Below are 26,131 nucleotides of genomic sequence, written 5' to 3' on the forward strand. Positions count from 1 at the left end.
CTCCGCCCAAGACGCCCGCCGACGGATTGCCGCCGCCCCGTCGCTGTATTATGCACATCCCACACCTAGTCCGACGGGAAAAATCTATCATGACAAGTTGCCGCGCCGCCTTGCTTGCCGCCACCATCCTGCTCGCTTCCGCCGGGTTTCCGGCTACCGCGCAGCAGCCGCCTGCGGGACCGTCCGCGGCCTCGGGGCAGGAGAGTGCGAGCGAGCGGCTGCACCGGCTGTTTCGGGAAAGCGACGAGGCGAGTCTCCGTCGCAATCCGATCTCGGCGATGTTCCGCGGCGATTTCCGTTATGCGGATCGGCTCGGCGACTATGTCAGCGACGAATATTATGCCGCCGAGCGGGCTGCCGCCGAGCAGGAGCTGGCGGCGCTGGCGGCGATCGATCGCGAAGCGCTGAACCCGACCGACCGGCTCGCCTATGACGTGTTCAAATATCAGCGCGAGGACGACCTCGCTGACCTGCAGCCCGAGATACTGGCATTGACCGCGGTGCGGCCGCTCAACCATTTCAGCGGCTTCCACACCTTTTATCCGGTATTTGCTTCGGGCCGGAACACGGCGCCGTTCCGCAACGTCGAGGATTATGAGAATAATCTTAAGCGCCACCGCGAGTTCGTGCTGCTGATCGACAAGGCGATCGAGCGCTTCCGCCAAGGCATGGCGAGCGGCGTGGTCGAGACCAGGCTCACGATCCAGAACGTGATCGACCAGCTCGACACCCAGCTCGCCGCGGCGCCCGAAGAATCGCCTTACTTCGGACCGGTGGAGAATTTTCCGGACGCGGTGCCCGAGGGTGAACGCGCCCGCCTGCGCCAGGCCCATCTCGAGACCATCCGCGACGGCATCTACCCGGCCTACCGGCGGCTGCGCGATTTCCTTCGGGACGAGTATCTGCCGGTCGCCCGCGAGCAGGCCGGCCTGGTCCATATGCGGGGCGGCGAAACGCTCTACCGTCGGCTGATTCAGGAGAACACGACCCTTCCCCTCACCGCCGATCATGTCCACGATCTCGGCCTGCGCGAGGTGGCGCGGATCCGAAGCGAAATGGAGGCGATCAAGGACCGGGTCGGTTTCACCGGGACACTGGGCGAATTCTTCGAGCATCTGCGCACCAGCAAGGAGTTCGAGCCGGAGAGCCGCGAATGGATGCGTGAGACCTATTATGCGATCGGCCGCCGCGTCGACGCACGGATTGCGGAGATCTTCTCGACCATCCCGCGCACTCCGCTGGAGGTCCGCGAGGTCGAGGCCTTCCGCGAACGCAACGAGGCCGGCGGCTCCTACCAGGACGGCACGCCGGACGGATCGCGCCCCGGCGTGTTCTATTACAATGCCTACGACCTGCCCTCGCGGCGGACCTACGGCATGGAGACGCTCTACCTGCACGAAGGCGCGCCCGGCCACCACTTCCAGATAAGCCTGGCCAATGAGAATGAGGCGCTGCCCGCCTTCATGCGGTTCGGCGGCAATACGGCTTTCGTCGAGGGTTGGGCGCTCTATGCCGAGACCCTGTGGGACGAGCTCGGCATGGAGACCGATCCGTACCAGCGGTTCGGGGGCCTCAACGACGAGATGCTGCGGGCGATGCGGCTGGTGGTCGATACCGGCATCCATGCCAAGGGTTGGACGCGCGAGCAGGCGATCCGCTACATGCTCGACAATAGCGGCATGAGCGAGACCGAAGTGGTCTCCGAAGTGGAGCGTTACATTGCCATTCCCGGCCAGGCGCTCGCCTACAAGCTCGGGCAGCTGAAGATCCTCGAGCTGCGCGCCCGCGCCGAGCAGGCGCTCGGCGACCGGTTCGACCTCAAGAACTTCCACGCGCAGATACTGATGACCGGCGCGCTGCCGCTTACCGTGCTCGAAAGCAAGATCGATGGCTGGATCGCCGCCCGGCGGACGAGCTGAAGGCGCTCTTCGCCCCGGCGGCTCTAGGCCGCCTTCAACTCGTACTTTCGCATCTTCTCGATCAGGGTGGTTCGCTGGAGCGAAAGCATTCGGGCGGCATCGGCAACCACGCCGCTCGAATGATCGAGCGCCTGCTCGATGTAGCGCCGCTCGATCTCGGCGAGCACGGAGCGAAGATCGACGCCGTGCGCGGGATCGATGATGAGGGGATCGGCCTCGATGCCGGGCGCGGCCGCCGTGCTTGGCGAAGTTTCGACTTCCCGGACGGGCGGTTCGCTCGCCTCCCACAAGGCGACGCGTTCGGCAATGCTGATGCGGCCGCGGCGCACGAGCAGCAGCTCGACCTGCTCCGCGCCGATGGTCTGGTCGGGATAGAGGATATTGGCGCGGTCCACGACATTGCGCAGTTCGCGCACATTGCCGGGCCAGCTATGGCCGGCGAGCCTGTCGAGCGCCTGATCGGAGAAGCGCGCGCAGGGCCGCTCTGTCTCGCGACTGGTGAAATGCCGAACCAGCAGCGGCACGTCTTCGGCGCGGTCCGCGAGCGAAGGCAGCTCGATCGGGAAGACGGCGAGGCGGTAGAACAGGTCCTCACGAAAGCGACCGGCTTCGATCGACTGCTCGATATCGCGGTGGGTGGCGGAAACGATCCGTGCGTCCACCGCGATCTGGCCGCGGCCACCGACCCGCTGAACGGCCTTCTCCTCGAGCACCCGCAGCAGCTTCACCTGCATGTCGTGCGGCATGTCGCCGATCTCGTCCAGGAACAAGGTCCCGCCATCGGCCTCCTCGAACCGTCCACGATGCTGGGCATGGGCGCCGGTGAAGCTGCCCTTTTCATGCCCGAACAGCTCGGATTCGAGCAATTCTCGGGGGATCGCCCCGCAATTGACGGGCACGTAGGCGCCGGCGCCGCGCGCGCTGACGGCGTGGATCGCGCGCGCCACGACTTCCTTGCCGCTGCCGGAAGGACCATTGACGAAGACCGAAGCCTGGCTGGGGGCGACCTGCCGGATGAGGCGCCTCAGCTCCGCCATCGCGGCGCTTTCGCCGACCAGCACGTCCTCGAGCACGACCCCCTTGCCGCGAATGTCCACTGTTGTCGTCAAGCCGCTTCGACAGCGTGCCACGCTACGTCCACCGACTGCCCCCTGATCTATAGTGTCGCCCGGAGCCTCATTGGGGGAGAAGCGTTAATGCGCCGTAAAGGCTGCTGCCCAGGTGTACGGCCCGGAGGCCGGTCGCACGCGGGACCATCTCACATCGGCGGTGTGGCGCGCCCAATCTGCGACCAGGCACTGGCGATTTCGTGCAGCATCGCGCGCGCGCGGAGGATCTGGTCGAGATCGTTCTCGCGGCTGCCGCGCATGACCAGCCTGCGCGCCTCGCGGTATATGTCGGAGAGGCCTTCGGCGATGTCCCCGCCCTTGCGGAAGTCGAGGCTCCCCTCCAGCCCGTGCAGGATCGACATCGCCCGCGACTGGCGCTGTATGCGTTGGCTGTAATCGCCGCGCCTGGCGGCGACTGCCATCGCATCGAGCGCCTTGAGCAGCTCCTCGAACATGATCACGACCAGTTCGTGCGGCGTGGCGCCCTCGATCCGGCTCTCCAGATCGACGCTCCGATAGTGCGCATGCGCAACCTTGAATTGCCCTCTTGGCACAAACATTCGAAACTCCTGAACCAAATTGTCACAACGGCCGGATCAGCCCTGGTCGTTCGTCCACATCTTGATCTGCTGATCGAGATAGCTCTGCGTCGCCTTGAACGACGAAACCTGGCGCTCCATCGCCGTGAAGGTGTTGAGCAGCTGGTTGTAATATTTCTCGGAGCGCGTCTCCAAGGCGATGCGGTCGTCGGCGATGTCGTCGGCCTCATCGGACAGCCGTTCCTTGGCCGAGGCAAACGGGCCGCCGGACCCGAGCAGCGTGTCGCGGACCGCCTTGAGCGCACCGGCGAGGCCAGCTTCGACGGTGATCGTGACGCTGGAGACCGCGGCATTGACGCCGAGGATGAGGCCGATCGCGTTCGAGCCGGACGAAGCGACGATGTTGCCGCCGATCCCGGTCGCCGCAACGCCGTCGATCTTGCCCGAGGCCGGGGTGCCGTCGGAAGCGGGGACGAGGTCGGTGATCGTATAGACGCCCGGCTTGACCCGGCCCATCGCGCTCTTGATGACGATGTCGGGATGGCTGCTATACTGGGTGGGGTTGAACAGGGCTTCGACCCCTTCCGGATCGCTGGCCAGCACCGCCTCGAGCTTCCCCGCATCGACGCTGAGCGTGCCGTCGCGATTGGTGCGGACACCGATCTCGGCAAGGGTCTTAGGACCAGTGCCCTGATTGACCAGCGCCTTGGAGGGAAGCTCGCGAAGCTGACGCTGCATCTCCCGCACGCCGAGATCGCCGCGCAGCGGCCCGCCCTCGCCGTTGACGCCGAACGCCGTCGCCTCGGCGATCATGCTCATCACCTCGTTATAGGCGGCGACGAAGTCGTTGACGCCCTGGGTGATTTCGGCGCTCGGGCGCGTCACGCCCATCGACACGATGGTGCCCGGCATGGCCTTCTTGAGATCGATCTGGACGCCCTCTATCAGGTCGCTGAAGCTGTTGGTGCTGCGGCTGACCTCGACGCCGTCGAGGCGGACGATCGCATTCTGGGCCGCCTGAGCGAGGCTCATGCCGCCGACGACCGACGGGCCGTAGGCGAAGCGCTCGAGCCCGCTGGTCGTGCCCTCCGCGGCCGACAGGGTGAAGGCCTCGGCCGCGCCGCTCCCCCCCTTCAGCACGAGCCGCGCGCCATTGGTGTCCACGACGACGCTGGCCTTCACGCCCGATTCCTGGGCATTGATTGCCTGGGCGAGCCCGTCGAGGCTGTCGTTGGACGCATCCACGGTGATGGCGAAGCTGCCGGCCGAGGTGGTGAGCGTGAGCTCGCCCTGGCCGATGGGATCGCTGCGGCTCGCTACCGCGGCCGATTGGATCGTCTGGGCCTTGGCGAGCTGAACGACCTCCAGCTCGGCGGAGAGCGAGCCGAGACGCTTGCCGGCAATGGCCGAGGCTGACAGGATCGAACCGTCGGACACGCTCGGCTGAGCATGGAGGGTGCCGCCCGAGATCAGGTTCGACAGCGCCTTCGAGAAGCTGTCGATCGCGCTGCTCATCTCGCCCAGGGCCGACAGCTTCGCCGCATTGGCTTCCTCGCGCCGGGTGATGAGGGCCTCGCGGGGCGCCTTCGCCGCCGATGCGAGATCGTTCACCAGGGTCCTGATGTCGAGCCCCGAGCCGATGCCGAGCGCGTATCCGATCGAAGTGGTGGTCATGTGCGTCCCTTCCGTCCTCCCTAAGAACGGCAGGCGCGGGGGAAGCTTAAGTGGGATGTCGACGAATTCGCGCGCGCACGCGAATCCGCCCCGGCCGGGGCTCGCCCGGACGGAGACGGCGCGCGCCTGAAGCGCGCGGATCCGAGGTCAGCGCTTCAGCGCGACCAGCGACGCCATGTCGAGACGGCTCTGGGCGTCCATCGACAGCCGAGGCTCCGCCAAAATTCGATGCGCGATCCTCGCCGCGGCCTCCGGCTCGAGCTCGGGCACCGCGGTGCACAGCTCCGACGCCATCTGTTCGACCCAGCCTTCGGCCTTCGCGCCATCGCCGCCCCGCGCGGAGAGCAAGCGCTGAATCTCGTGCAGCGCCACCCGCACCACCGCTTCTTCCCGCTCCTTCGTCACGGCGCCGTCCTTCGATGAACGTGCTTCCGGCGCCGCCCCGAAGGCGCGGTCGCCGGAAGCGCGTTCCGGTTCACGTTCCGGCACCTCCCGGCCGCAGGCCGACAACCGGACCTTCCGCTGTCGCGGGGTGGTCCGGCGCCCCGCCTGCACGGGAAGCGCTCCTGATAAGGAAGTAACGGCGGCCGCACCCGCGGCTTAAGCTCGCCTCAAGTTTCGGGGCGTCCGCGCGCGTCGAAGCGGGCGCCGGGCGGGACTTCGACCGGCGGGCTCGAGGCGGCGGCGAGCGTCGTCTCCAGATTAAAGACGAAGGCGAGCACCGTCGCCACTGCCATGTAGAGATCCTCGCGAACGACCTGTCCGGTACGCGCGGTAAAGTAGATGGCGCGGGTCAGCTGCGGATAGCTCAGCATCGGCACCTTATGCTCGGCGGCGATCTCGCGGATGGCATCGGCGGTCGCGCCGCGGCCGCGGGCGACGACGATCGGCGCCGGATCGATACCGGGCCGATAGCGCAAGGCCACGGCGAAATGGGTCGGGTTGGTGAGCACCACGGTCGCGTCGGCGACTGCCGCGCGGGCGGAGCCGCGGAGTATTTCATGCTGGCGCCGCCGGATGCCGGCCTTGAGCTCGGGCGAGCCTTCGGTCTGCTTGTGCTCGTCCTTCACCTCCTGCTTGGTCATGCGCAGGCGCTTCATGCGCTGGGCGATCTGGGCGGGCACGTCGATTCCGGCGATGATCGCCAGCGCCACGCTCATCACCAGGATGGCGAGGACGAAGGTCGTGCCGACCGAGGCGAGCGCGGGGCCGATCTCCTGCGAGGTGAGGCCGATCAGCAGGCGCGACTGGTCGAGCAACAGCCAGATCCCGACCGCGCCGAGCAGCAGCACCTTGGCAAGCGATTTGCCCAGCTCGATCATGCCTTGCATGCCGAACATGCGCTTGAGCCCGTTGATTGGGTTCAGTTTCGAGCCCTTGAAGGCGAAGGCCCCACTGCGGAACCCGAGCGAACCGAGCAGGGCCGGCGTACCGATCGCCGCCACTAGAGTGAGGGCGAAGAGCGATAGGAGGGGCAGCGCGATGATCCCGATCAGCCGCAGCGCTGCACTTCCCGGATCGAAATTCCTCAGGTCGCTCGCATCGAAGGTCAGGCCGTCCATGACCATGATCCTCAGCGCGCCGACCATCATCGGGCCGGCGAAAGCTATCCATGCCGCGCCGCCGAGGATCACCAAAGCGATGCCTAGTTCGCGGGACTGGAGGACGTCGCCTTTCTCCGCCGCTTCCCTTCGCTTCTTCGGCGAAGGGGCTTCGGTCTTCTGGTCCTGGTCCGGATTTTCCGACATGGATCAGCCCCCGATCGCGATCCGCCGCGACTCCTCGAGCCCGGCCTGGATAGCGGCGATGATTCCGTCTCCCATGATCGGCGCGGCGATGGCGAGCAGCACCATTCCGGCGAGCAGGGCGGCGGGAAAGCCCACTGCGAACAAGTTGAGCGCCGGCGCGGTTCGCGACAGCATGCCCATCACCAGCTGGACGAGGACGATCGAGAATCCGACCGGCAGCGCGATGGACAGGCCGGCGGCGAACAGGATGCCGCCGAAATGGACGAGGCCCCGGATGCTCTCCGCGCTTATCCAGGCATCGCCGGGCGGCAGCGCGCGATAGCTTTCCACGATGGTCGCGGCGAGCGCGAGATGCCCGCCGATCGACAGGAACAGGAAAGTGCCGAGGATCGACAGGAATTGCGACAGGGCGGGATTCTGCTGGCCGGTCGCCGGGTCCACCATCGCCGCGAAGCCGAGCCCCATCGCGTTGCCGATCAGTTCGCCGGCGATGAGCGCGGCGGAGAAGCCGATTTGCACGGCAAAGCCGATCGCGAGTCCCGCCATGACCTCGCCGGCGACGAGCATGAAACCATCGATGGTCGCGAGTCCGCCGTCGGGAAGAGTCACATCGGTGACGCCCAGCGCAGGAATTCCGATCGCCAGAGCGAGGATGAGCCGGAGCTGGACCGGCACGAAGGTGGCGCCGAAGATCGGCGCTGCGAGAAAGGCGGCGCCGGGGCGGATCATCGCGAAGAGCCAGAGCCAGAGCTGCGCCTCGACGCCGGCAAACCCGGCCGGAATCATTGCACCAGCTCGGGGATGCGCGCGAAGATGTCCTGGGTGAAATCCACCAGAAGCATGAGGATGGCGCTGCCGAAAAGAGCGAGGCAGAGGCCGACGACGATGAGCTTCGGGACGAAGGTGAGGGTCATTTCGTTGATCGACGTCGCCGCCTGGAACATGCCGAGCAGCAGGCCGACGATCAGCGCCGGGATCAGGATCGGCGCGCTGGCAAGCGCCAGGATCCACAGCGCCTGCTGGGCAACGCCGACGAAATAGTCCGCGCTTTCCATCTCGGTCCCCTACCCTCCTGCGAACGACGCGGCGAGCGAGCCCATGGTCAGGGCCCAGCCGTCGACCAGCACGAACAGGAGCAGTTTGAACGGCATCGACACGATCGTCGGCGAAAGCATCATCATGCCGAGCGCCATCAGGGTCGACGAGACGACCAGATCGATGATCAGGAAGGGCAGGAAGATCAGGAAGCCGATCTGGAAGGCGGTCTTTAGCTCGCTGGTGACGAAGGCGGGAAGCAGGATCGAGAAAGGCACGTCCTGCGGAGAGGCGAACGGCTCGACGTCGGCCAGGTCGGCGAACAGCCTGAGGTCGGTCTGGCGGGTCTGGCGCATCATGAAGCCGTGCAGGACGGTTCCCGAGCGGGAGACCGCTTCCTCGATGGTGATCGAGCCGTCCCCATAAGGCGTGTAGGCGATCTCGTTGATCTGATCGACCACCGGCCGCATCACGAACAAGGACAGGAACAGCGCCAGCCCGACCAGGACCTGGTTGGGCGGCGTCTGCTGGAGCCCGATCGCCTGTCGCAAGATCGACAGGACGATGATGATCCGCGTGAAGCTCGTCATCATGAGCAGGATCGACGGCAGCACCGTCAGCAGGCTCATCAGGATCAGGATCTGAAGGGACAGCGACAAGGGCCGTCCGTCACCCGAAATCGTGTCGAGCGCCCGGTCGATCGCGCCGGGCTGGCCGCCGCCGGCCGCCGCTGCCGCAGCCGGAGGCTCGACCACGGCTTGGGCGAGCGCGGGCTCGACGATCAGCAGCGCCGCGCCGAGGAGGCCGGCAGCGATCAGCCAGGCCTTGCGGACCCGCTTAGCCATTGCGCTCCGCCTCGGTGATCGGAGCTTCGGAAAGAAGCTGCACCTGTCCCCGCGCCACCGCGAGCAGCAGCCGCTTTCCGGAAAATTCGACGACGGCGAGGCGCCCGGTGGCGCCCAGCGGAACCGCGTCCACGAGGGTGACCAGACGATCACGCTGCCGCAATGCCATCCCCGGCTGCACCTTGCGCCACAGCCACAGGGCCAGGAATGCCAGCCCGGCGACGAGCGGCACCAGCACCAGCAGCCGGAGGATGTAGGCGGTCATCATTTGCGGCGCTCGATCCCGCCCATGCCGGTACCGGCGGCGACGACTTCGACCACCCGAATGCCGAAGCGGCCGTTGACTGTCACCACTTCCCCCTTCGCCACCAGCGTACCGTTGGCCATGATGTCGAGCAGCTCGTGGCTCTGCCGGTCGAGCTCGACGACGCTGCCCTCGGCCAGGTCCATCAGCTCGGAAAGCCGCAGCGCGGTGCTGCCCACCTCGACCGACATCCGGACCGGAATGTCGGCGAGCAGCGCATAGTTGCGGCGGGCAAAGGCTTCGTCGTCGATCGCCTCGCCCTCCAGGATTTCCTGGGGCTCCTTCACTGCATGTTTCTCCTCTTTTCGATCTTCTCAATCTTGAGTGCGGCGCGGCCGTCATGCTCGCCTATCGTGCCCAGCGCGATCGGCCGCCCCTCCACCAGCAGCGGCACCTGGGCCGGCAGGCTGATCGGAATGACGTCCCCGGGGCGCAGCTGCATCAGCTCGGCGAGCGAGAGATCGGGACGCGCCAGAACGGTGCGCGCCCGCACCCGAACCTGGCCGATCGCGGCGAGAAGCCGCTCGCGCCACTCCTCCCCACGGGCGCTGACGTCCTCGGGCGAGGTGGCGAGCAGCTCCTGCTCGACCGAGCGGAGTGACGAGACCGGATAGACGATATCGATATGGGAGGCGCCGGCGCGGCCGAACTTCACGACGAAGCGGGTCACGGCTACCGTTTCGTCGCCGCGCGCCATCGTGGCGAACTCGACGTTCGTTTCGCGCGATCGAAGCTGCGGCCGGGCGGGCATCACCTCGCTCCACACCGTCGCCAGATCCGCGAGAACGGAGTCCGCAAGGCGGCCGAGAAGGCTCTCCTCCGTCGGGGTGAATTCGCGAGAGGGCGTAGCCGGTGAATCGCCCGCGCCGCCGTAGAAGCAATCGACAAGCCGCCTGACGAACTCCGGCTGAAGCGCCAGCAGGATTGCTCCCTTCATCGGCTTGAACGCGTAGAGGCTCAGGCTGACGAATTCGGGCTGCTCCGCTTTCCAGTCGCCGAAGATCCGGATGGTGGAATCCTCGGCCGTGACGGTGGGCTTCGCGCGGACGAACGGCTCGAGCAGGTCGCGAAGCCGCCGCGACATCCGCTCGTTCATCCGGTCGAGCGCCGGCAGCGCGTTCATCGGCCGAGCTGCATCGCTGCCAAAGGCGAAGGGGCGCGGCGAGTGCGACGCCCCTTCAGGCTTGGCCGGAGGCTCGTGAAGCTCGTTCATGAGCGCCGCGATCTCGTCTCCGGAAAGGGTAGGCGGTTCGGTCATTGGGTCACGAAGCTCGTAAAATAGACCTCGTCGATACCGCCGAACCCTTCCCGATTGGTTAAGACGCCGTTTATCGCGTTGCGTAACGCTATCTTCAGCGCCTGCTTGCCGCGAGCGGTCGTGACTGCTGCCGGATCCTGCTCGGTCAGGGTCATCAGGATTGCCGACCGGATCGCCATGTCGTGGCGCCGCACATTGTCGATCACGCGCTCGTCATAGAAGGTCGAGATTCCGAGACCCAGCTGCACGAAGGCGGTGCCGCCGCGAAGGTTGGAGGTGAAATTGCCCTCGAGCGGAACGTAGGTCGACTGGAAGAGCCGCGGGTCGACCCGGCCCTGACGGGCCATGGCGCGCGCGGCCTCGACCGAAGCGGGATTGGCGCCGTCGCGCGGCACGAGCTGCGGCACGTCCGGATCCTCTCCGCCGCCGTACAGCCCGCCGAGCACGCCGCCATTGGCATAGAGCACGGCGCCGGCCCCGCCCCCACCAATCGCCACCAGGGCGACGGTCAGCAGCAGGAGCTTCTTCAGCCTGGACCTCTTCTTCTTCGGCTTGGGCTGCTCGATGTCGCTCATGATTCAGTTCCTTCAGGCATAGCGGTCCGAGCTTGAGCGCGTCCGGCGCTCCGGCTCGGCCTCGGAGACGGTGTCGCGCCCGGTCCGCAGCTGCGGCTCCCGGCGCTCGGCTTCCTGGCGACGCGGGTCGCCGGCATGGCCGCCGGCAAGGTCGACGTGAGTCTCGGCAATTCTCACGCCCTGCGCGCGCGCCTCGGCGACCAGCTTGGGCTGCGCCTCGGCGATGATCGCGCGAGCCGCCTCGCTCTCGACGGTCAGCCGGACCGATGTGCCGCGATCGCCTTGCGTGAGCTCGACCTTCAGCGTGCCGAGATGCTCGGGATCGAGGCGGAAGCGCATCTTCCCTTCGGTGCTGCCGGCGTCGGCAATGTCGCGCGCGAGCCGGTCGAGCCACTCGCCGTCGGCGGCGAGCTCGAGCTGCCGCTCGACCATCGCTTCAGGCGCGCCGGCGGCCGATGCCGGCGCGGCCGGGATTTGACCGGGAGCGGCCGGCTCGGCCACGCCGGGGAGCGCGAACGGCACCGCCGCGCTGCCGGGCTGGACCGGCGCTTGTGCGGCCACGTCGCCCTTCGGCTGGGCAAGGTTCGAAGCCGGCTGCGAAGGCCGACGCGGACCTTGCGGCATGGCCTGCGCGGAAGCGGGGTCGGCGGCCGCATTTTCGGGGTTGGTCCCGGCAGGTTCGTAATCTGCGGCGGGCCTGACGTTCGCGGCGGGCCCGCGACTTGTCCGGCTCGGCTGGAGCGCCGCGACCATCGCGCCGCCGGCCGAATGCGGCGCCGTCGGCGCCGTCGCGGCAATGGCGACGGTCGCCGCAGCAGGCCCCTCCGTCTTCACCGCGGGTCCAGCCGCAGTCGAAGCCGCCGCAGCGACAGCGCCAGGGCGCGAGGCAAAAGAACCCGCCGGCACCTGACCGTCGGGATATGGAGCGCCTGCGCCCGTCGAGACTTGGCCGGCCGCAGGCTCTGCAGCGGCTTCGGAAGCCCAGGCGACATTGTTCGAGGTCGAGAAAGCGGTGTCGGGGGTCGGCGCCGGAACGGTTACGGTGCCGGCGGCGACCGGCGCGCTCGTCGTTGCGAGGTTCGTGGCAGCTGGCGCCGACGCCGCGAAGGCGAGGTCCGGGGCAGCGGCCGGCGCCGCTGAGCCGGCGCCCGCCGCGGTCGCGATCCTGGTCGGAGCCGGCGCCGGATTGGGCGCCGCCTGCATCGCGACGAGGCTCAGTATCGCATCGGCCTGGGCGATCGGGGTTCCTTCATCCCCGATAGCCGGCCGGTCCGCGTCTGGGTCCTCGCCCGCTTCCGCCCGTGGCCCGGCCGCGCCGGGAACCGGCAGCGTCGTCGAAAGCAGTTGGGCGAAACCTTCGCTTTCGCCGCCTTCGCCTGGCTGCTCCGACACGCCTGGCCGCGCCGTGGGGCCCAGGCGCATGTTCGGGACGCTTGCCATCACTGGTCACCTCCATCGTTCGAGAGTCGCGCGCGCTGACGCAGGCGCGGAGTTCGGAGCGTCTGGCGCTCCGCCAGAGCATCGGCAGCGACGGCAGCCGACTTCTGAAGCTTTTCCGCGCTTTCCTGGTCGCGGCGCTTGGAAAGGCGGATTCGTTCCTTCTGCGCCGCGGCGGCGCGGGCGCTGTCGAGCGAGGGAGCGAGGCCCTGGCGAGCGACATCGAGCCGCATCGCCAGCTCGCCGATCCGCGCCAGGCCGGAACCGGAGGTCGGACCGGGAATGGCGTTGAGCTCGCTGCGCATGTCGGCGAGCCGCTGCCGGCTGGTCTCGAGCAGTTGCACCTTGCCGGCCGCCTCGGCGGCAGCGCTGGCGGCGAGGTCGTGCTGGAGGCGCCGCACGCGCACGATGCGGGCGCGCTGCTTGAGGAGCGCGCTCATCGGTGCATCATCCCGATCAGGCCCGCGACCGATTCATCGAACGGTATTCGGTCCGCCGGTGCCTGGCGCATGAATTCGAGCAGTTCCGGGCGGCGCACGATGGCCTCGTCGATGAGCGGATCGCTGCCGGGCGCGTAGGCGCCCATCAGGATCAGGTCCCGATTTTCCTCGAAGGCCGACCAAAGCCGACGCAGCGCACTTGCCGCGGCCGCATGGTGGGGAGCGACTATGTCGGCCATGACCCGGCTTAGGGACCGGCCCACGTCGATCGCCGGATAGACTCCCTGTTCCGCGAGCGAACGGGAAAGGACGATATGTCCATCGACGATGGCGCGCGCGGCATCGACGATCGGGTCCGACGTGTCGTCGCCGTCGGCGAGCACCGTATAAAGGGCGGTGATCGAACCGCCCGTCCGGCTGTCGGCGCCGGCGCGCTCGACCAGGCGCGGGATGAGGCCGAGCGCGGACGGGGGGTAGCCCTTCACAGTCGGCGGCTCGCCCAGCGAAAGGCCGATCTCGCGCTGCGCATGGGCGACCCGGGTGAGGCTGTCGACCAGAAGGAGAACCTTCAGCCCGCGGGCGCGAAAATCCTCGGCGATCGCGGTCGCCCGCATCGCCGCACGCAGGCGAAGCAGCGGAGCATGGTCGGCAGGGACCGCGACGACGACCGACTTTCGGCGCACTTCGGGGGGAAGCTTGGTGGCGAGGAAATCGCTGACTTCGCGGCTGCGTTCGCCGATAAGTCCGACCACGATCACGTCGGCCTCCGCGCCGGCGATCATCTGGCCCATCAGAACCGACTTGCCGACGCCCGACCCGGCAATGATCGCGACGCGCTGTCCGACACCGGCGGTCAGCAAGGCGTTGACGGCGCGGACGCCGATGTCGAACGGCTGGATGACCCTTGCCCGGTCCAGCGGATTGCCCGGCCGCCCGGCAAGCGGCCATTTGTCGACCGAGGCGATCGGTCCGAGACCGTCGAGAGGATTGCCGAGACCGTCCACCACGCGGCCGAGCAGCCCGGGGCCGACCGCCGCGACTCCGCCGCCGCTATCGGGCTCGACCCGCGAGCCGCTCTTGTGAGCCGCCTCGCCGTCCAGGGACATCAGGAGACTGCGATTGCCGCGAAAGCCGACCACCTCGGCGCGCGCGGCGTGGCCGTCGGCGGCGATCACCAGCGCGCCCGAACCGATCGGACGATCGAATCCGGTCGCCTCCAGCATCAGCCCGTCATAGGCGGCGAGCTTTCCCACCCGGCGCGGACGCGGATCGCCGGCATGGACGTCCGCAAGCAGGGACCGGGCCTGATCGACCATGGCGCTCATCGTTTGGCCGCCATCTTGTCGAGCTCGGCGCGCAGCCGGTCGAGCCGTACGGCGGGGCCGTCCTCGATCCAGCCATGGCCGGTTTCCAGCACGACGGTGCCGCGCGGAAGGTCGGGGTTAGTGGCCAGGTCGACGGGCAGGCCGGCCGGCTCGAGCAAGGGAAGGTCCTCCGGATGGACGACGAGCCTGGACGGCTCGACATTCTCGCCGATCAGCTCGGCCGCGGCACGGGCGCGGGCGAGCAGCAGATTAGGATCGATTTCGACCGACCCGATGATCTCGCGGACCAGCCGGTCGACTGTCTCGGCGAGCAGCAATGCGAGGGCGTTGGTCGGCTCCGGCCTCAGAACCTCCAGCGATTCGGCGAGACGGGCGATCGCGGCGCGCTCGGCGGCGACCTCCTGCTCGACCGTCCGGCGCGCTTCATCATATCCCTTGGCATAGGCTTCCGCCTGGGCCCGCAGCAGCGCCTGTTCGGCGGTGAGCGGCGGCTCGCCCGAATCATTGTGGGGTTCGCTCGAACCGAGCGGATGGAAGGTCGGGTCGCTTCGCCGCACCACAAAGCTGCCGACGCTGGCGGCGAGCCGAGCCCGTTCCTCACGAAGGACGTTAGACATAGTCTTCGCGTCCCCCGCCGAGGATGAGCGTGCCGGCGTCCGCCAGGCGGCGGGCGATGGCGAGCACTTCCTTCTGAGCGTCCTGGACATCTGCGAGCCGCATCGGGCCGCGTTCCTCCATCTCGTCGCGGATCGTGTCGGCGGCGCGGCTGGACATGCAGCCGAACATCTTGTTCCTGAGCTTCTCGTCAGCGCCCTTCAGCGCGATCACGAGCACCTCATTGTCGATGTTGCGCAGCAGGATGCCGAGATTCTTCTCGTCCAGCTCGTCGAGATCCTCGAACACGAACATCTCGTCCTCGATCTGCTGGGCGAGTTGCTTGTCGATCTTGCCGAGCGAGCGGATGATCCGCTGGTCGATGCCGGCCTTGGTGTTGGTCATGATCTTGGCAGCCTCGCTGGCGCCGCCGCGAACCGGAGACGGCGCCGACGCAACCCGGGACACCTCGCCGACAAGGATCCGCTCCAGCTCCTGAAGCGCATCGGCGGTCACATTCTCCAGCCGCGCGACCCGGTAGATGACGTCCGGCTGCACTTCTGCCGGGAGCATCTGAAGGACGTCCGCGGCCATCGGGGCCTCGAGATGGGCGAGGACCAAAGCGGCGATCTGGGGATGCTCGTTCTCGATCAGGGCCGCGATCGTCTTCGCGTCCATCCAGCGCAGCGCATCCAGCGCGTGGCTCCGCTTCGGCGGGGTGATGCGGGCGAGCATCGTCTCCGCGCGCTCGGCGCCCAGGGCATGCTCCATCACCGCGCGTATCCGCGGCGTCGCGCCGAAGCCTATCGTCGTCCGGGCCCGGGCTCGCGTCATGAAGGCGTCGAACACCTCCTTGACCTCGCTTTCGGTCACGTCGGCGACGTTGAACATCGCGCTGCCCAGATGCTGGACTTCGTGGGGATCGAGATGGCTGAGAATCTCGGCGGCCTCTTCGTCGCCGAGCATCATCAGCAGGATGGCCGCGGTCTCGCTGCCGCCGAGCGGCCCGGTTGCGCCAGGCCGGGGGGCGCCCTCTTCAGTCTCATCCATGGCGGCTGGCTCCATTGCGGGCGTCGGTGCGGATAAGGTCGCGCACGACCAAGGCGGCGCGGGCCGGATCCTGCCGCACGAAGTTGCGGATGAGCGCGGCACGGGCTTCGTAGTCGGAAGCCGCCTCGATCATGTCGAGCGTCACCCGCGCGGACGGGTCGTGCTGCGCCTGATCGGCGATCACGGCGGCAATCTCGCCGCCAACGCCGGCCCGTGCCGCCCGTGCATTCTGGACACGCTGGCTGAGCATCGCCGAGCCCCGCCGCAGCAGCGGCCGGCCGATACCGAAGATGAGCAAGGCGGCGAGCGCGAGCGCGGTCAGGTTTCGTGCGGCCATGGCGACCCAGCTCGCCTCCCACCAGCTCTGCTCCGCCTGGGTTTGCGATCCCGCAGCGAATTCGCGGGCGCTGATGGCGACGACGTCGCCCCGCGCCTCGTCGAAGCCGACCGCGCCCTTCACCAGACGCTCCAGTGCGGCAATCTCCTGGGCGGAGCGCGGCCGGCCATCGACGTTTCGCAGGGCGACCGCGACGGTGATCCGGCGGACGGCTCCCGGCTGGCGCCGGGTGACCGACACCTCCCGCCCCAGTGCGAAGCTGCGATTATAATTCTCGGCTCGCCTTCCCCCGGCCGCGGCGGCGGCCTCCGCGCCCGGAATGGCCGGCGCGAGCGTGCCGTCGGGCTGGGCGGCGACCTCGGCGGCGGGCGGAGCCTGGTTGGACAAGGCGCCGGGAATGCCTCCGGCCGGCGGCTCGGCGGTCCCGTCGGTGACGAGCGCGCCTTCTTCGCGCTGCAGGGCGCGGGCGTCCTCCGGAAAATCCTCGCGGGTCGACTGGACCTCGGAGAAGTCCACGTCGGCATGGACCTCGGCGGAGAAATTGCCCTCGCCGAGGACTGGGGTGAGCAGGGTCGCGATCGAGCGCCGATAGCTTTCCTCGATCGCCGACTGGATGGTGATCTGCCGTTCGGAAGCGGCCGACGCGCCATCCATGCCCTCGCGGGAAAGCAGTCGCCCGGTCTGGTCGACGACCGACACGCCGTCGGGGGCGAGGCCCGGAACGGACGATGCAACGAGGTGGACGATGGCCTGGACCTGGGCGTCGCCGAGGGTGCGGCCGGGAACGAGGGTGAGCATCACCGAGGCGGCAGGACGGGCGCGATCGCGGACGAAGACGCTCGGCTGCTCGACGGCAAGATGGACCCGCGCCGACTCGACGGCCTCGACCGCCTCGATCGTGCGGGCGAGGTCGAGCTCGCGGGCGCTGCGGATCCGCTCGCCTTCGACCGCGCGGCTGGAGCCAAGCGGCAGATTCTGGATCACGTCGCCGCCGTCGGGGCCGCTGCGCGGAAGCCCGCGCGAGGCAAGCAGCATCCGCGCCTGGTGATAATCGTCCTCTGAAACGGTGACGGCGCCGGTGGTCCGATCGAGCTCATAGGCAATGCCGCTCGCGCCGAGCGCCTCGACCACCGCGGCTTTCTCCTCGTCGGCGAGGCTCCCGAAAAGCGTCCGGCTGGGCGGCGCGCTGAAAGCCATCCAGAGCATTGCCGCGAGGCCGATGAGAAGGATGAAGCCGATCGCCGGCAGGCTCTTCGCGACGGCCGGCTGGGCGGCGAAACCGCGAACCTGTTGAAGGATGCGGGTGGTGCCTCCCGGGGCGGCCGAAGAGGCGCGGGGAACGGGAGCGAGGTCGGTCGTGGCGGCAAGTTCACTCATTTTACACCGGCATGTTCATGATGTCGCGATAGGCGGTCAGGAGCTTGTTCCTGACCTGCAGCGTCGCCTCGAAACCGATCGACGCCTGCTGGCGGGCCAGCATCACCGCAGCGATGTCGGTCGTCTCGCCGCGCTCATAGGCTTCGGTGACCGCCGACGATTGCGCCTGCATCTCGTTGACCTGGCCGATCGCGTTGCGCAGCGCGTCGCCGAAGCCGGCGGCGGCCGCGCCGCCTTCGGCCGCCCCTGTTCCTGGCGCGCCGCTCAATCCGGCCGCGCGCTGCAGGGCGCTATTCTGTTCGAGGATGGCGGTACGCATCGCCATCAGTCGGCTGGCGTCGATCGACATGGTGATTGGCTCCAATGGGGCTAGGCGGCCGCGGCGCGCATTTCGGCGAGCCTGTAGCGCAGGGTGCGTTCACTGATGCCGAGCCGCTCGGCGGCGCGGGTGCGATGACCGTCCGCGGCGGCGAGCGCGTCGCGGATCACGCTCGCCTGGGCGAGCTTCGATACCTCGCCGAGCGAGCGGACACGCTCCGGCGCCGGTCCGGGCACCCGATCGATGACGATCTCCTCGGCCTCGATCCGGTCGCCCGCGCGAAGCAGCAGCGCGCGCTGGATGACGTTGTCGAGCTCGCGGCAGTTGCCGGGCCAGGCATGGTCCATCAGGCGGTCGAGCGCCGCGGCGGTCGGGAAAGGTACCGGCTCCCCGGCCGGGACGTGGCGCAGGATCAGGGCGGCGGCGATGGCGCGGATGTCGAGGCGGCGCTCGGTCAGCGGCTGGAGCTGGACCGGAACGACGTTGAGGCGCCAATAGAGGTCGGCGCGGAACCGGCCGGCCGCCACCTCGGCGGCCAGGTCGCGATTGGCGCAGGCGACGATGCGGACGTCCACCGGCTCGGGCTTCACCGCGCCGACCGGAAGCACTTCCTTCTCCTGCAGAGCGCGCAGCAGCTTGGCCTGGAGCGCGAGCGGAATCTCCGAAATCTCGTCGAGCAGGAGGGTGCCGCCGCTGGCGGCCCGGAACAGTCCCTCGCCTTCCTGGGTCGCACCGGTGAAGCTGCCGCGGCGGTGCCCGAACAGGATCGCCTCCAGCATGGTCTCGGGCAGGGCCGCGCAATTGACGGCGGTGAAGGCGCCCCGCGCGCGCGGCGAGCATGAATGAATGTGGCGGGCGATCCCTTCCTTGCCGGTGCCGGTGTCGCCGAGCACCAGGACCGAGGCGTCGCTCGCGGCGATGCGGCCGACATAGTCGATCAGCCGCGCGCTTTCGGGCTCGCCGCAGGCCGGCCGGCCGGCCGGGCGGACGAGCTCGGCGATCATGGCGTGGCCGAAGGCCATGTCCTCGAAGCCGAAGCCGATGCGAGCCGGCTCGTCGTCGGCGGGCACGACCAGCGACGGCACGACCGCGCCATAATCGACGACGACGTCGCCGGGGCCGGCATGGCTCGCTTCGGCGGCGGAGAAGATGGCGGGACCGGGCGGACGCGTATCGCCCGCATCGAAGATCCTACACTTCAGCCCTGCGCCGCCAAGCCAGCCGGCCAGGGCCGCATTCGCCGCCGCAGCCTTCCTGCTCAAGCCGATCATCATTCGCCCCCATCCGATGTTGCGCGCGAAGACCCCGCAAGGGCCTCCCCGCCCCATTCAGAAGCAAGCTGCGTGCCAATATCGAGGAGCGGCGCCTTTCCCGGGGCGCAGGCGCGCGCCCTCGCCTGCGCGCGTCGGCGGGCCGACGGAGTCGTCGGAAAACCGACGCTGAAAAGTCGCATTAAAATCCGCGCCGGACCGGCCGTTACTTCACTCGTGGCAGGGCTGGGGTTCCCCCGGCGGCCCGAATTGAGCGGGAAAGGAAACCCTAGGATGACTGTTATCAACACGAACACCTCTGCGCTCCGCGCGCAGAACGGCAGCCGGGTCGCCAACCAGGCCCTGCAGACCGCCATGGAGCGCCTGTCGACCGGCAAGCGCATCAACTCCGCGAAGGACGACGCCGCCGGCCTCGCCATCGCCTCGTCCATGACCTCGGACATCCGCGGCATGAGCCAGGCGATCCGCAACGCCAATGACGGCATCTCGATGGCGCAGACCGCCGAAGGCGCCCTCAACGAGGTCACCAACATGCTGCAGCGCATCCGCGAGCTGTCGGTGCAGAGCGCGAGCGGCACCTATTCCGACGACGACCGCGCCAACCTGCAGGCCGAAGTCGTGGAATTGGGCGCCCAGATCGACGATATCGTCGCGGGCACGACGTTTAACGGCGTGACCGTCTTCGGCACGGCCGACGTCGTGGTCGCGATACAGACCGGCGCCGACAATGGTGACACGGTCAACCTGACCATCACCGGCTTCGACGTCGCCACTGCCACCGCCTCCGACATCGGCACGGCCGCGGGCGCGAACACGGCCCTCACCAACGTCGATGCGGCGCTCGAGGCCGTCGCCGTGACCCGCGCCTCGCTCGGCGCCGGTCAGAGCCGCCTCGAGTCGGTCGTCAACAACCTGACCAACCAGGTCACCAACCTGTCCGACGCGCGGTCGCGGATCGAGGACGCCGATTTCTCGGCCGAGACGACCAACCTCGCCAAGGCGCAGATCCTGAGCCAGGCTTCCACGGCGATGCTGGCCCAGGCCAATCAGAGCCAGCAGGGCGTGCTGAGCCTGCTTCGTTAAGCGGCTCTATCCTGAAGGCTAGACTGAAGATCCCGGCGCGGAGCGATCCGCGCCGGGATATTCGCATCAAGAATAGGCCAAAACGGATCAGGTTACCGCGAGAGCAGCGTGTTGTTACGGGCGGTCCGGCACCGCTTCAGGTCCAGGCGGAGAGCGACTGGCGCACCCGGTCGAGCGCGGCCTTCTTGATCTGGCAGATGCGGGCGGCGCCGACACCGAGGGTCTGGCCGATCTCCTCGAGGTTCATCTCCTCGACGAAATAGAGCTGGAGCACCATGGCGTCCCGCTCCGGTAGATCGCGGATCGCCTCGGCGATCGCACCCTTGAGCCCTTCGCGCTCGAGCGCCTCGTCGGCCCGTTCCTCGATGTCGGCGAACCACATCGAATGTTCGGAATAGACATCGTCCAGCGATTCATGGTGCACCGCCTGGCAATCGTCGACGAGCTTGCGGTAGTCGGCGGCGTCCAGCCCCATCTCCTCGGCCATTTCGGGGTCGCTCGGCGCACGGCCAAGCTGGCGCTCGAGCCGCGTGCGCGCCGCCGCGAGGTCGCGGCGCCGCGCCATGGCCGACCGGCAGATCGCCGCCTGCCGGCGCAGATGATCGATCATCGCACCGCGAACGCGGACGGTCGCATAAGTGGCGAAGGCGTGGCCACGATCCTCGAAAGCCTTTGCGGCTTCGATCAGGGCGACCATGCCGGTCTGCACCAGATCCTCGATCTCGATCGCCGAGGAGACGCGGCCATGGACGTGCCAAGCAATCTTGCGCACCAGCGGCAGGTGCGCGTTGACGAGCGCCTCGGGCGTCAGGCGGGGCTGGCGTCCGTATGTTGCGAGCGTCGCGCCGGGATCAATGAGCGCCATGAAGCGCCTCCATGCCGAAGAAGCGATGGCCTCCCGCCACGGGCGGAAGGTCGAGCTCGGCGATCCGTCCGGCGAGCTGCCTGAAGGCTCGGGCGGCGCGTGAGCTCGGATAGGCCTCGACGCAGCAGCGCTTGCGCAGCACCGCGTCGCGAAGGTGACGGTCCTCGGGGATCGACCCGATCAGCTCGAGCGTCACGTCCAGAAAGCGGGCGATCACCGACTTGAAGCGGAGGAACAGGGCGCGCCCGGCCTCCTCGTCGGCGACCATGTTGGCAACCACCGCGATGCGGGTGCAGCCATGCTTGAGGGAAAGGGCCTTCACCATCGCATAGGCGTCCATGAAGGCGGTCGGCTCGCCCGACAGGACGAGCAGGATCGTGTCCGACGCGGCGACGATCCCCAACGTCTCGAGCGAGATGCCGCTTCCGCCGTCGACGACGACGAAGTCGACGCTGTCGGCATAAGGCTGGAAGGCCGCAGCAAGCTGCTGTCGATCGCTTTCGTCGAGCCTGGAGCCGATGCCGGTGCCGCTATGGCCGGGCGCAAGCAAGATTCCCCCGGGTCCGCGCTGCAAGATGTCCTCCAGCTCGCAATGGCGGCCGAGCACGTCGCCGAGCGTCCAGGTTCCATTGACGCCGAGCAGGATATTGGCGTTGGCCAGGCCCATGTCGCAGTCGACGAGCATCGCCCGTCGTCCGAGGCTGGCGAGCGCGACCGAGAGGTTGGCGCTGAGGTTGCTCTTGCCGACGCCGCCCTTGCCGCTGGTGACGGCGATCACACGGGCATTGCGAACCATAGTCGATGTCACGCGGCAACCTCCGAAGCAAGCATGGGCTGGTTATTCTCGTTGCCGACCACGGCCACGACCTCGACGGACTTTCCGTCGGGGATTTCCAGGAAGGACAGGACCGGCACGTCGGGCAGATGGGGCGCGAGCAGGCGCGACAGCGCCCGCCGCGCAACCGGAGAGGTGACGACGGCGAAGCGCCGGCCTTGGTTGAGCAGCGGCCCGGCAATTTCCCCGATCGCCTGGACGATGCGCTGCGCGAGCCCTGGCTCGATCGGGTGGACGGCGTCTCGCCCGGTGCGAATCGCCTGATTGAGCAGGCTCTCGAGCCCGGCATCAAGCGTGACCACCGGCAGCGGCATCTTCACCGGCACGATGGTCTGCACGATGAGGGCCCCGATCCTCTGGCGCACCGCCTCGACGAGCTGGACGGGGTCGCTCTCCTCGCGCGCCGCGTCGGCCATCGCCTCGGCGGTGCGGCGGAAGTCCTTCAGCGGAACGCCTTCGGCAAGCAGAGCGCGGCACAAGGCGGCAACCGAGGCCAGGGTCAGCGGCTGCGGGGTGAGGTTGGCGACCAGCTGCGGCGCGCTTTCCTTGAGCGCGTCGAGCAGCTTCTGGGTCTCGTCCATGCCGAACAGCTCCGCCGCGGCGGTCTGGACGATTTGGTTGAGATGGGTCGCGACGACGGTGGCGGGATCGACGACCGTATAGCCGGCGACGACCGCTTCGGCGCGCTTGTCCGGCGAGATCCAGACGGCATCGAGCCCGAAGGTCGGATCCTTGACGGCCCTGCCCTGGATCCGGTCGATGAGATCGCCCGAATCGAGCGCGAGCAGATCGTCCGGCGAGATCTCGTCCTCGCCGACGATGACCCCGGCGACGGTGATGCGATAGCAGTTCGGCGCCAGCGACATGTTGTCGCGTACCCGGACCAGCGGGATGACGAAGCCGAGTTCGCGCGAAAGCTGGCGACGAATGCCGGTGATCCGCGCCATCAGGGGCGCGCCCTTGCGCTCGTCCACCAGGCCGATCAGGCCATAGCCGAGTTCGAGTCCCAGCGCGGCGTCGTCGCTCACCTCGTCCCAGCCGATCACGCTGGGCGAGGCGGCCGCGATCGGCTCGTCGACGATGACGGCCCGGGCCGCCTCGGCCTTGCGCAATCTCCAGGCCGCGAAGCCGGCCAGAGCGGCGGCAGGCAGGACGATCAGATGGGGCATGCCGGGAAGGATGCCGAGGAAGAACAGGATTCCGGCTACCGGCGTCCATGCCCTGGACGAACCGATCTGGCTGGCGATCTGCCCGGAAAGATCGAAGGACGAATTGACCCGCGTGACGATCGAGGCGGCGGCGATCGACAAGAGAAGCGCCGGGACCTGCGCGACCAGCGCGTCGCCGATCGCCAGCAGCACGTAGGTCGAGGCCGCGTCGGCGATCGTCATGCCGTGGCTCAACGTGCCGAGGATCAGACCGCCGACGATGTTGACCACCAGGATGAGGACGCCGGCGATCGCATCGCCCTTCACGAACTTCGAGGCGCCGTCCATCGAGCCGTAGAAGTCGGCCTCGGTGGCAACCTCCGCGCGGCGGCTCTTGGCTTCGTCGGGGGTGAGCAGCCCGGCGTTGAGATCGGCGTCGATCGCCATCTGCTTGCCGGGCATCGCGTCGAGGGTGAAGCGCGCCGAAACTTCGGAAACGCGCCCCGCACCCTTGGTGATGACCACGAGGTTGATGATCATCAGGATGGCGAAGACGAAGATGCCGACCGCATAGTCGCCGCCGATCAGGAAGCTTCCGAACGCCTCGATGACATGGCCGGCGGCGTCCGGGCCCTCATGACCGCTGACCAGCACGACCCGCGTCGACGCGACGTTGAGGGCGAGGCGCAGCAACGTCGCGAACAGCAGGACGGTCGGAAAGGAAGAGAAATCGAGCGGCTTGGCGACGTTCAGCGCCACCATCAGCACGGCGAGGCTGATCATGATGTTGGTGATGAAGCCGATGTCGAGCAGGGTCGCATGAACCGGCACGACCATCAGCATCATCAGCAGCAATGTCGCGATCGGCAGCACCGCGCCGCGCGCCGAGCTGAGCCAGACCGTTCGGTTGAGGAGGGCCTTGTTCATCCGTTCAACCTCCCAGCTCGGCCAGCATCAGATAGGCCAGCCGGGCATATTGCGGCGGCGGCCCGGCGGTGGCCGGGGCCGAAACGGCCCGGTCCTGCATCGCCGCGAGCCGCAGGGTGGTAGCCTCGCTCGGCGGAGCGATCGGCGGCATCGTCCCGCTCGGGCCGGAAGGCCCGGGCGCGCCGCCACCCATCTTCTCGGCAAAGCGCGTCCTCACCTCTTCGAGCGTCCGCGGCGCACCGTTGGAGTCGTAGAAGACCCAGCGGTTGGCGCGCGCGGCCGCCGGCATGACCGCCGCCGCCGCCGCGCCGGGATTCGATTCATGGGCGGCGAGGAAGCGCGACGCGCCGCCGGCCCCGAGAAAATGGGCGAGATAGAGGTCAACCGGCTCGACCGGCCTGCCCAGCCTCTGTTCGAGAAAGGCGCGATTGTCGGCGGCGAACTCGGCCGCCATGGCCGAGGCCGCCTCCGGCTGCCGCCGCAGATCCAGGATCGCGCGACGCATGACCGGATCGGCGACATGATAACGTCCATCCGCCCCGCGCTGGATGGCGGCGGCGGCCCAGCCGAGGCCGTGCTCGGCGCCATGCTGGCGGACGGTGGCGAGCCAGGTCTGGTCGATGAACTGGAAGAGGCCGGTCGCGCTCGACGTGCGGGCACGGGCGTTCGGATTCAGGCCGCTCTCGATCCGGGCCTGGTTGAACAGATAGTCGAAGTCTACCCCGGTGCGCGCCGACGCGCGCTGAATTGCCGTGCCGACCCGGCCGGCCAGCCCGCTTCCCGCACTAGCATTGATCGTCGGTTGAGACATGAAGCCCCCGAATGGTTCGGGAGCAGGAGGAGCAAGGAGCGTGCCAAGAACGGCCGGGGCCAGGCTCGCTCAGCCGAAAGGCCTATCTTCCCTCTCGCGCATAGACCGGCGCCTCGTCCCGGCCGCGCAGCAGCGCCAGCCGCTCGAGGCGGCGGCGCACGACATCCGTCAGAAAATTGACGCGCATCTGGCTCTCGTCGAAAAGCCGTCGCACGACGTCGGCCCGGGCGGCCGCTTCTTCGCCAGTCAAAGCGCCTTCCTCCTTGAGGGCGTCGATGGAAACGGCAAAGGCCGCCGCCGCCGCTTCGATCTCGGCGGCGTCGCCGGCGTCGAGCGCAGCGACGAGCGCCTGCTGCGCCGCCTGCACTTCATCGAGGGCGGATGTGCTCATGCCCGGCCGGGCATGTCGATCTCGATCATCCGCTCGGCGATCTTGAGCGGATCGACCGGGTAGCGGCCCTCGGCGATCGCGGCGCGGATCGCGGCGACCTTGGCGCTGTCGACCGGAGGACCGGCGGCCAGGTCGGCCACGGCGGCGCCCGCGCCGGCGGCCTCGCCGCGGGCGGGAGAATGACCCGTCTTCGCCGCCGGCGCGGCAGCGCCGACCGCGGAGCGGTTCAGGTCGATGCGAGCAGGCCCGCTCTTTCCGACTCCGTCTATCATGACTTTCCTTTCATGCTCAGCGCAGCTGCAGCACCTGATGCCATTAACGGCACCATAAACGCTTAGTTAAATCCTGGAAGGGCGACGCGGCCGTCGGGCAGGATCTCGCCGATGATGCGGCTGGTTCCGGCGTCGCCGCGCCGATCGCTCACCTCGCGCCGGACACGGATACGATCGCCGGGGGCGCCGTCCTGCTCGGCAATGCCGAACGTGCTGACCGAGAAGCTGCGGGTGAGCGCGACGAGCTGGACCTGGTCGCCGCGGCGAACCACGGGTTCGGCGGACCGTGCGGGCGCCGAGGCCGCTCGCGCCACGGCGCTGCCGGCCGTGAGCGGGACGCGGATTCGCCAACCGATCGCTTCGCAACGCACCGCGACGGCGCCCATAGCGGGCTCCTCGACCGTGGGAGGTTGAGGGCAGGGCCGAAGCTTCAGGCGCCGATCGATCGGTCTGGCGGGTCCGCCGAGCTCGCCGATGCCGGCGCCGAGCGAAGCCGTGACCTGGGTCTCGAGCTGGTCGAGATCCTCGAACCCCTGCGCAGCTGCCGGCGCAGCACTGACCGCGGCCAGGATCGCGAAGTGTCGGAAAATTGGCGTCATGTCCATCGCTCCAGAGGAATTCGCCCCCCCCAAGCAACTGCCAT

Annotated in this window: 29 protein-coding genes; 2 read left to right on the forward strand and 27 right to left on the reverse strand. The window is 68.3% G+C overall.

Going from position 1 to position 26,131, the window contains the following annotated elements:
* Positions 1 to 89: 89 nt before the first annotated feature.
* Entirely contained in the window at positions 90 to 1,919 is a 1,830-nt protein-coding gene (locus EKM57_RS20000; RefSeq protein WP_129794301.1) for a DUF885 family protein, read from the forward strand.
* 23 nt (positions 1,920 to 1,942) lie between these two features.
* Here EKM57_RS20000 and EKM57_RS20005 read toward each other — a convergent pair whose 3' ends face one another.
* The 20 genes from EKM57_RS20005 to EKM57_RS20100 form a co-directional block, all read right to left on the reverse strand.
* Complete coding sequence (locus EKM57_RS20005; RefSeq protein ID WP_243451160.1) at positions 1,943 to 3,028, reverse strand: sigma-54-dependent Fis family transcriptional regulator; 1,086 nt, start codon at positions 3,026 to 3,028, stop codon at positions 1,943 to 1,945.
* A 149-nt stretch (positions 3,029 to 3,177) separates the two neighbouring features.
* Entirely contained in the window at positions 3,178 to 3,588 is a 411-nt protein-coding gene (gene fliS, locus EKM57_RS20010; protein WP_129794302.1) for a flagellar export chaperone FliS, read from the reverse strand.
* Between the two features lie 36 nt (positions 3,589 to 3,624).
* Positions 3,625 to 5,241 (reverse strand): flagellar filament capping protein FliD, encoded by a 1,617-nt coding sequence (gene fliD / locus EKM57_RS20015; RefSeq protein WP_129794303.1) that lies wholly within the window; start codon positions 5,239 to 5,241, stop codon positions 3,625 to 3,627.
* 147 nt (positions 5,242 to 5,388) lie between these two features.
* Positions 5,389 to 5,646: a hypothetical protein gene (locus EKM57_RS20020; protein ID WP_129794304.1), complete on the reverse strand. Its 258-nt coding sequence runs from the start codon at positions 5,644 to 5,646 to the stop codon at positions 5,389 to 5,391.
* A gap of 206 nt (positions 5,647 to 5,852) precedes the next feature.
* Positions 5,853 to 6,989, reverse strand: coding sequence for a flagellar type III secretion system protein FlhB (flhB, locus tag EKM57_RS20025; RefSeq protein ID WP_129794305.1), 1,137 nt, complete (start codon positions 6,987 to 6,989; stop codon positions 5,853 to 5,855).
* A gap of 3 nt (positions 6,990 to 6,992) precedes the next feature.
* Complete coding sequence (gene fliR / locus EKM57_RS20030; protein ID WP_129794306.1) at positions 6,993 to 7,775, reverse strand: flagellar biosynthetic protein FliR; 783 nt, start codon at positions 7,773 to 7,775, stop codon at positions 6,993 to 6,995.
* Positions 7,772 to 8,044 carry a flagellar biosynthesis protein FliQ gene (gene fliQ / locus EKM57_RS20035; RefSeq protein ID WP_129794307.1) on the reverse strand — a complete coding sequence of 91 codons (273 nt, stop codon included), beginning with the start codon at positions 8,042 to 8,044 and terminating at the stop codon, positions 7,772 to 7,774. The genes fliR and fliQ overlap by 4 nt, the downstream gene beginning before the upstream one ends.
* Positions 8,045 to 8,053: 9 nt before the next feature.
* Complete coding sequence (gene fliP / locus EKM57_RS20040; protein ID WP_129794308.1) at positions 8,054 to 8,869, reverse strand: flagellar type III secretion system pore protein FliP; 816 nt, start codon at positions 8,867 to 8,869, stop codon at positions 8,054 to 8,056.
* Positions 8,862 to 9,137, reverse strand: a complete 276-nt coding sequence (locus EKM57_RS20045; RefSeq protein WP_129794309.1) for a flagellar biosynthetic protein FliO — start codon at positions 9,135 to 9,137, stop codon at positions 8,862 to 8,864. Before EKM57_RS20045 ends, fliP begins: the two co-directional genes overlap by 8 nt.
* Positions 9,134 to 9,460, reverse strand: a complete 327-nt coding sequence (gene fliN, locus EKM57_RS20050) for a flagellar motor switch protein FliN (protein ID WP_129794310.1) — start codon at positions 9,458 to 9,460, stop codon at positions 9,134 to 9,136. The genes EKM57_RS20045 and fliN overlap by 4 nt, the downstream gene beginning before the upstream one ends.
* Positions 9,457 to 10,431 carry a flagellar motor switch protein FliM gene (gene fliM / locus EKM57_RS20055; protein ID WP_129794311.1) on the reverse strand — a complete coding sequence of 325 codons (975 nt, stop codon included), beginning with the start codon at positions 10,429 to 10,431 and terminating at the stop codon, positions 9,457 to 9,459. The genes fliN and fliM overlap by 4 nt, the downstream gene beginning before the upstream one ends.
* Positions 10,428 to 11,006, reverse strand: a complete 579-nt coding sequence (locus tag EKM57_RS20060; RefSeq protein WP_129794312.1) for a flagellar basal body-associated FliL family protein — start codon at positions 11,004 to 11,006, stop codon at positions 10,428 to 10,430. The genes fliM and EKM57_RS20060 overlap by 4 nt, the downstream gene beginning before the upstream one ends.
* Before the next feature lie 12 nt (positions 11,007 to 11,018).
* A complete protein-coding gene (locus tag EKM57_RS20065; RefSeq protein WP_243451165.1) occupies positions 11,019 to 12,446 on the reverse strand; it encodes a flagellar hook-length control protein FliK in 1,428 nt (475 codons plus the stop codon).
* Positions 12,446 to 12,883: a hypothetical protein gene (locus tag EKM57_RS20070; protein WP_129794314.1), complete on the reverse strand. Its 438-nt coding sequence runs from the start codon at positions 12,881 to 12,883 to the stop codon at positions 12,446 to 12,448. Before EKM57_RS20070 ends, EKM57_RS20065 begins: the two co-directional genes overlap by 1 nt.
* Positions 12,880 to 14,208: a FliI/YscN family ATPase gene (locus EKM57_RS20075; RefSeq protein ID WP_129794315.1), complete on the reverse strand. Its 1,329-nt coding sequence runs from the start codon at positions 14,206 to 14,208 to the stop codon at positions 12,880 to 12,882. The genes EKM57_RS20070 and EKM57_RS20075 overlap by 4 nt, the downstream gene beginning before the upstream one ends.
* Positions 14,205 to 14,825 carry a hypothetical protein gene (locus tag EKM57_RS20080; protein ID WP_129794316.1) on the reverse strand — a complete coding sequence of 207 codons (621 nt, stop codon included), beginning with the start codon at positions 14,823 to 14,825 and terminating at the stop codon, positions 14,205 to 14,207. The genes EKM57_RS20075 and EKM57_RS20080 overlap by 4 nt, the downstream gene beginning before the upstream one ends.
* A complete protein-coding gene (fliG, locus tag EKM57_RS20085; RefSeq protein WP_129794317.1) occupies positions 14,818 to 15,852 on the reverse strand; it encodes a flagellar motor switch protein FliG in 1,035 nt (344 codons plus the stop codon). The genes EKM57_RS20080 and fliG overlap by 8 nt, the downstream gene beginning before the upstream one ends.
* Positions 15,845 to 17,566: a flagellar basal-body MS-ring/collar protein FliF gene (gene fliF, locus EKM57_RS20090; protein ID WP_129794318.1), complete on the reverse strand. Its 1,722-nt coding sequence runs from the start codon at positions 17,564 to 17,566 to the stop codon at positions 15,845 to 15,847. Before fliF ends, fliG begins: the two co-directional genes overlap by 8 nt.
* 1 nt (position 17,567) lies before the next feature.
* On the reverse strand, positions 17,568 to 17,915 hold the full coding sequence (gene fliE / locus EKM57_RS20095; protein ID WP_129794319.1) for a flagellar hook-basal body complex protein FliE: 348 nt from the start codon (positions 17,913 to 17,915) through the stop codon (positions 17,568 to 17,570).
* A 20-nt stretch (positions 17,916 to 17,935) separates the two neighbouring features.
* On the reverse strand, positions 17,936 to 19,156 hold the full coding sequence (locus tag EKM57_RS20100; protein ID WP_129794358.1) for a sigma-54-dependent Fis family transcriptional regulator: 1,221 nt from the start codon (positions 19,154 to 19,156) through the stop codon (positions 17,936 to 17,938).
* A gap of 273 nt (positions 19,157 to 19,429) precedes the next feature.
* Here EKM57_RS20100 and EKM57_RS20105 point away from each other — a divergent pair, with 273 nt between their 5' ends.
* Positions 19,430 to 20,239, forward strand: coding sequence for a flagellin (locus tag EKM57_RS20105; RefSeq protein ID WP_129794320.1), 810 nt, complete (start codon positions 19,430 to 19,432; stop codon positions 20,237 to 20,239).
* Between the two features lie 136 nt (positions 20,240 to 20,375).
* Here EKM57_RS20105 and EKM57_RS20110 read toward each other — a convergent pair whose 3' ends face one another.
* The 7 genes from EKM57_RS20110 to EKM57_RS20140 form a co-directional block, all read right to left on the reverse strand.
* Entirely contained in the window at positions 20,376 to 21,104 is a 729-nt protein-coding gene (locus EKM57_RS20110; RefSeq protein WP_129794321.1) for a sigma-70 family RNA polymerase sigma factor, read from the reverse strand.
* Positions 21,091 to 21,912 (reverse strand): MinD/ParA family protein, encoded by an 822-nt coding sequence (locus tag EKM57_RS20115; RefSeq protein WP_129794322.1) that lies wholly within the window; start codon positions 21,910 to 21,912, stop codon positions 21,091 to 21,093. Before EKM57_RS20115 ends, EKM57_RS20110 begins: the two co-directional genes overlap by 14 nt.
* Entirely contained in the window at positions 21,909 to 24,014 is a 2,106-nt protein-coding gene (flhA, locus tag EKM57_RS20120; protein ID WP_129794323.1) for a flagellar biosynthesis protein FlhA, read from the reverse strand. The genes EKM57_RS20115 and flhA overlap by 4 nt, the downstream gene beginning before the upstream one ends.
* 4 nt (positions 24,015 to 24,018) lie before the next feature.
* Positions 24,019 to 24,825 (reverse strand): transglycosylase SLT domain-containing protein, encoded by an 807-nt coding sequence (locus tag EKM57_RS20125; RefSeq protein WP_129794324.1) that lies wholly within the window; start codon positions 24,823 to 24,825, stop codon positions 24,019 to 24,021.
* Between the two features lie 82 nt (positions 24,826 to 24,907).
* Positions 24,908 to 25,216: a hypothetical protein gene (locus EKM57_RS20130; RefSeq protein WP_129794325.1), complete on the reverse strand. Its 309-nt coding sequence runs from the start codon at positions 25,214 to 25,216 to the stop codon at positions 24,908 to 24,910.
* Positions 25,213 to 25,488 carry a flagellar biosynthesis anti-sigma factor FlgM gene (gene flgM / locus EKM57_RS20135; protein ID WP_129794326.1) on the reverse strand — a complete coding sequence of 92 codons (276 nt, stop codon included), beginning with the start codon at positions 25,486 to 25,488 and terminating at the stop codon, positions 25,213 to 25,215. The genes EKM57_RS20130 and flgM overlap by 4 nt, the downstream gene beginning before the upstream one ends.
* A gap of 62 nt (positions 25,489 to 25,550) precedes the next feature.
* Positions 25,551 to 26,087 (reverse strand): flagella basal body P-ring formation protein FlgA, encoded by a 537-nt coding sequence (locus EKM57_RS20140; RefSeq protein WP_129794327.1) that lies wholly within the window; start codon positions 26,085 to 26,087, stop codon positions 25,551 to 25,553.
* Between the last annotated feature and the right edge of the window lie 44 nt (positions 26,088 to 26,131).

The sequence above is a fragment of the Sphingosinicella sp. CPCC 101087 genome, from assembly GCF_004151485.1.
GTDB lineage: Bacteria > Pseudomonadota > Alphaproteobacteria > Sphingomonadales > Sphingomonadaceae > Allosphingosinicella.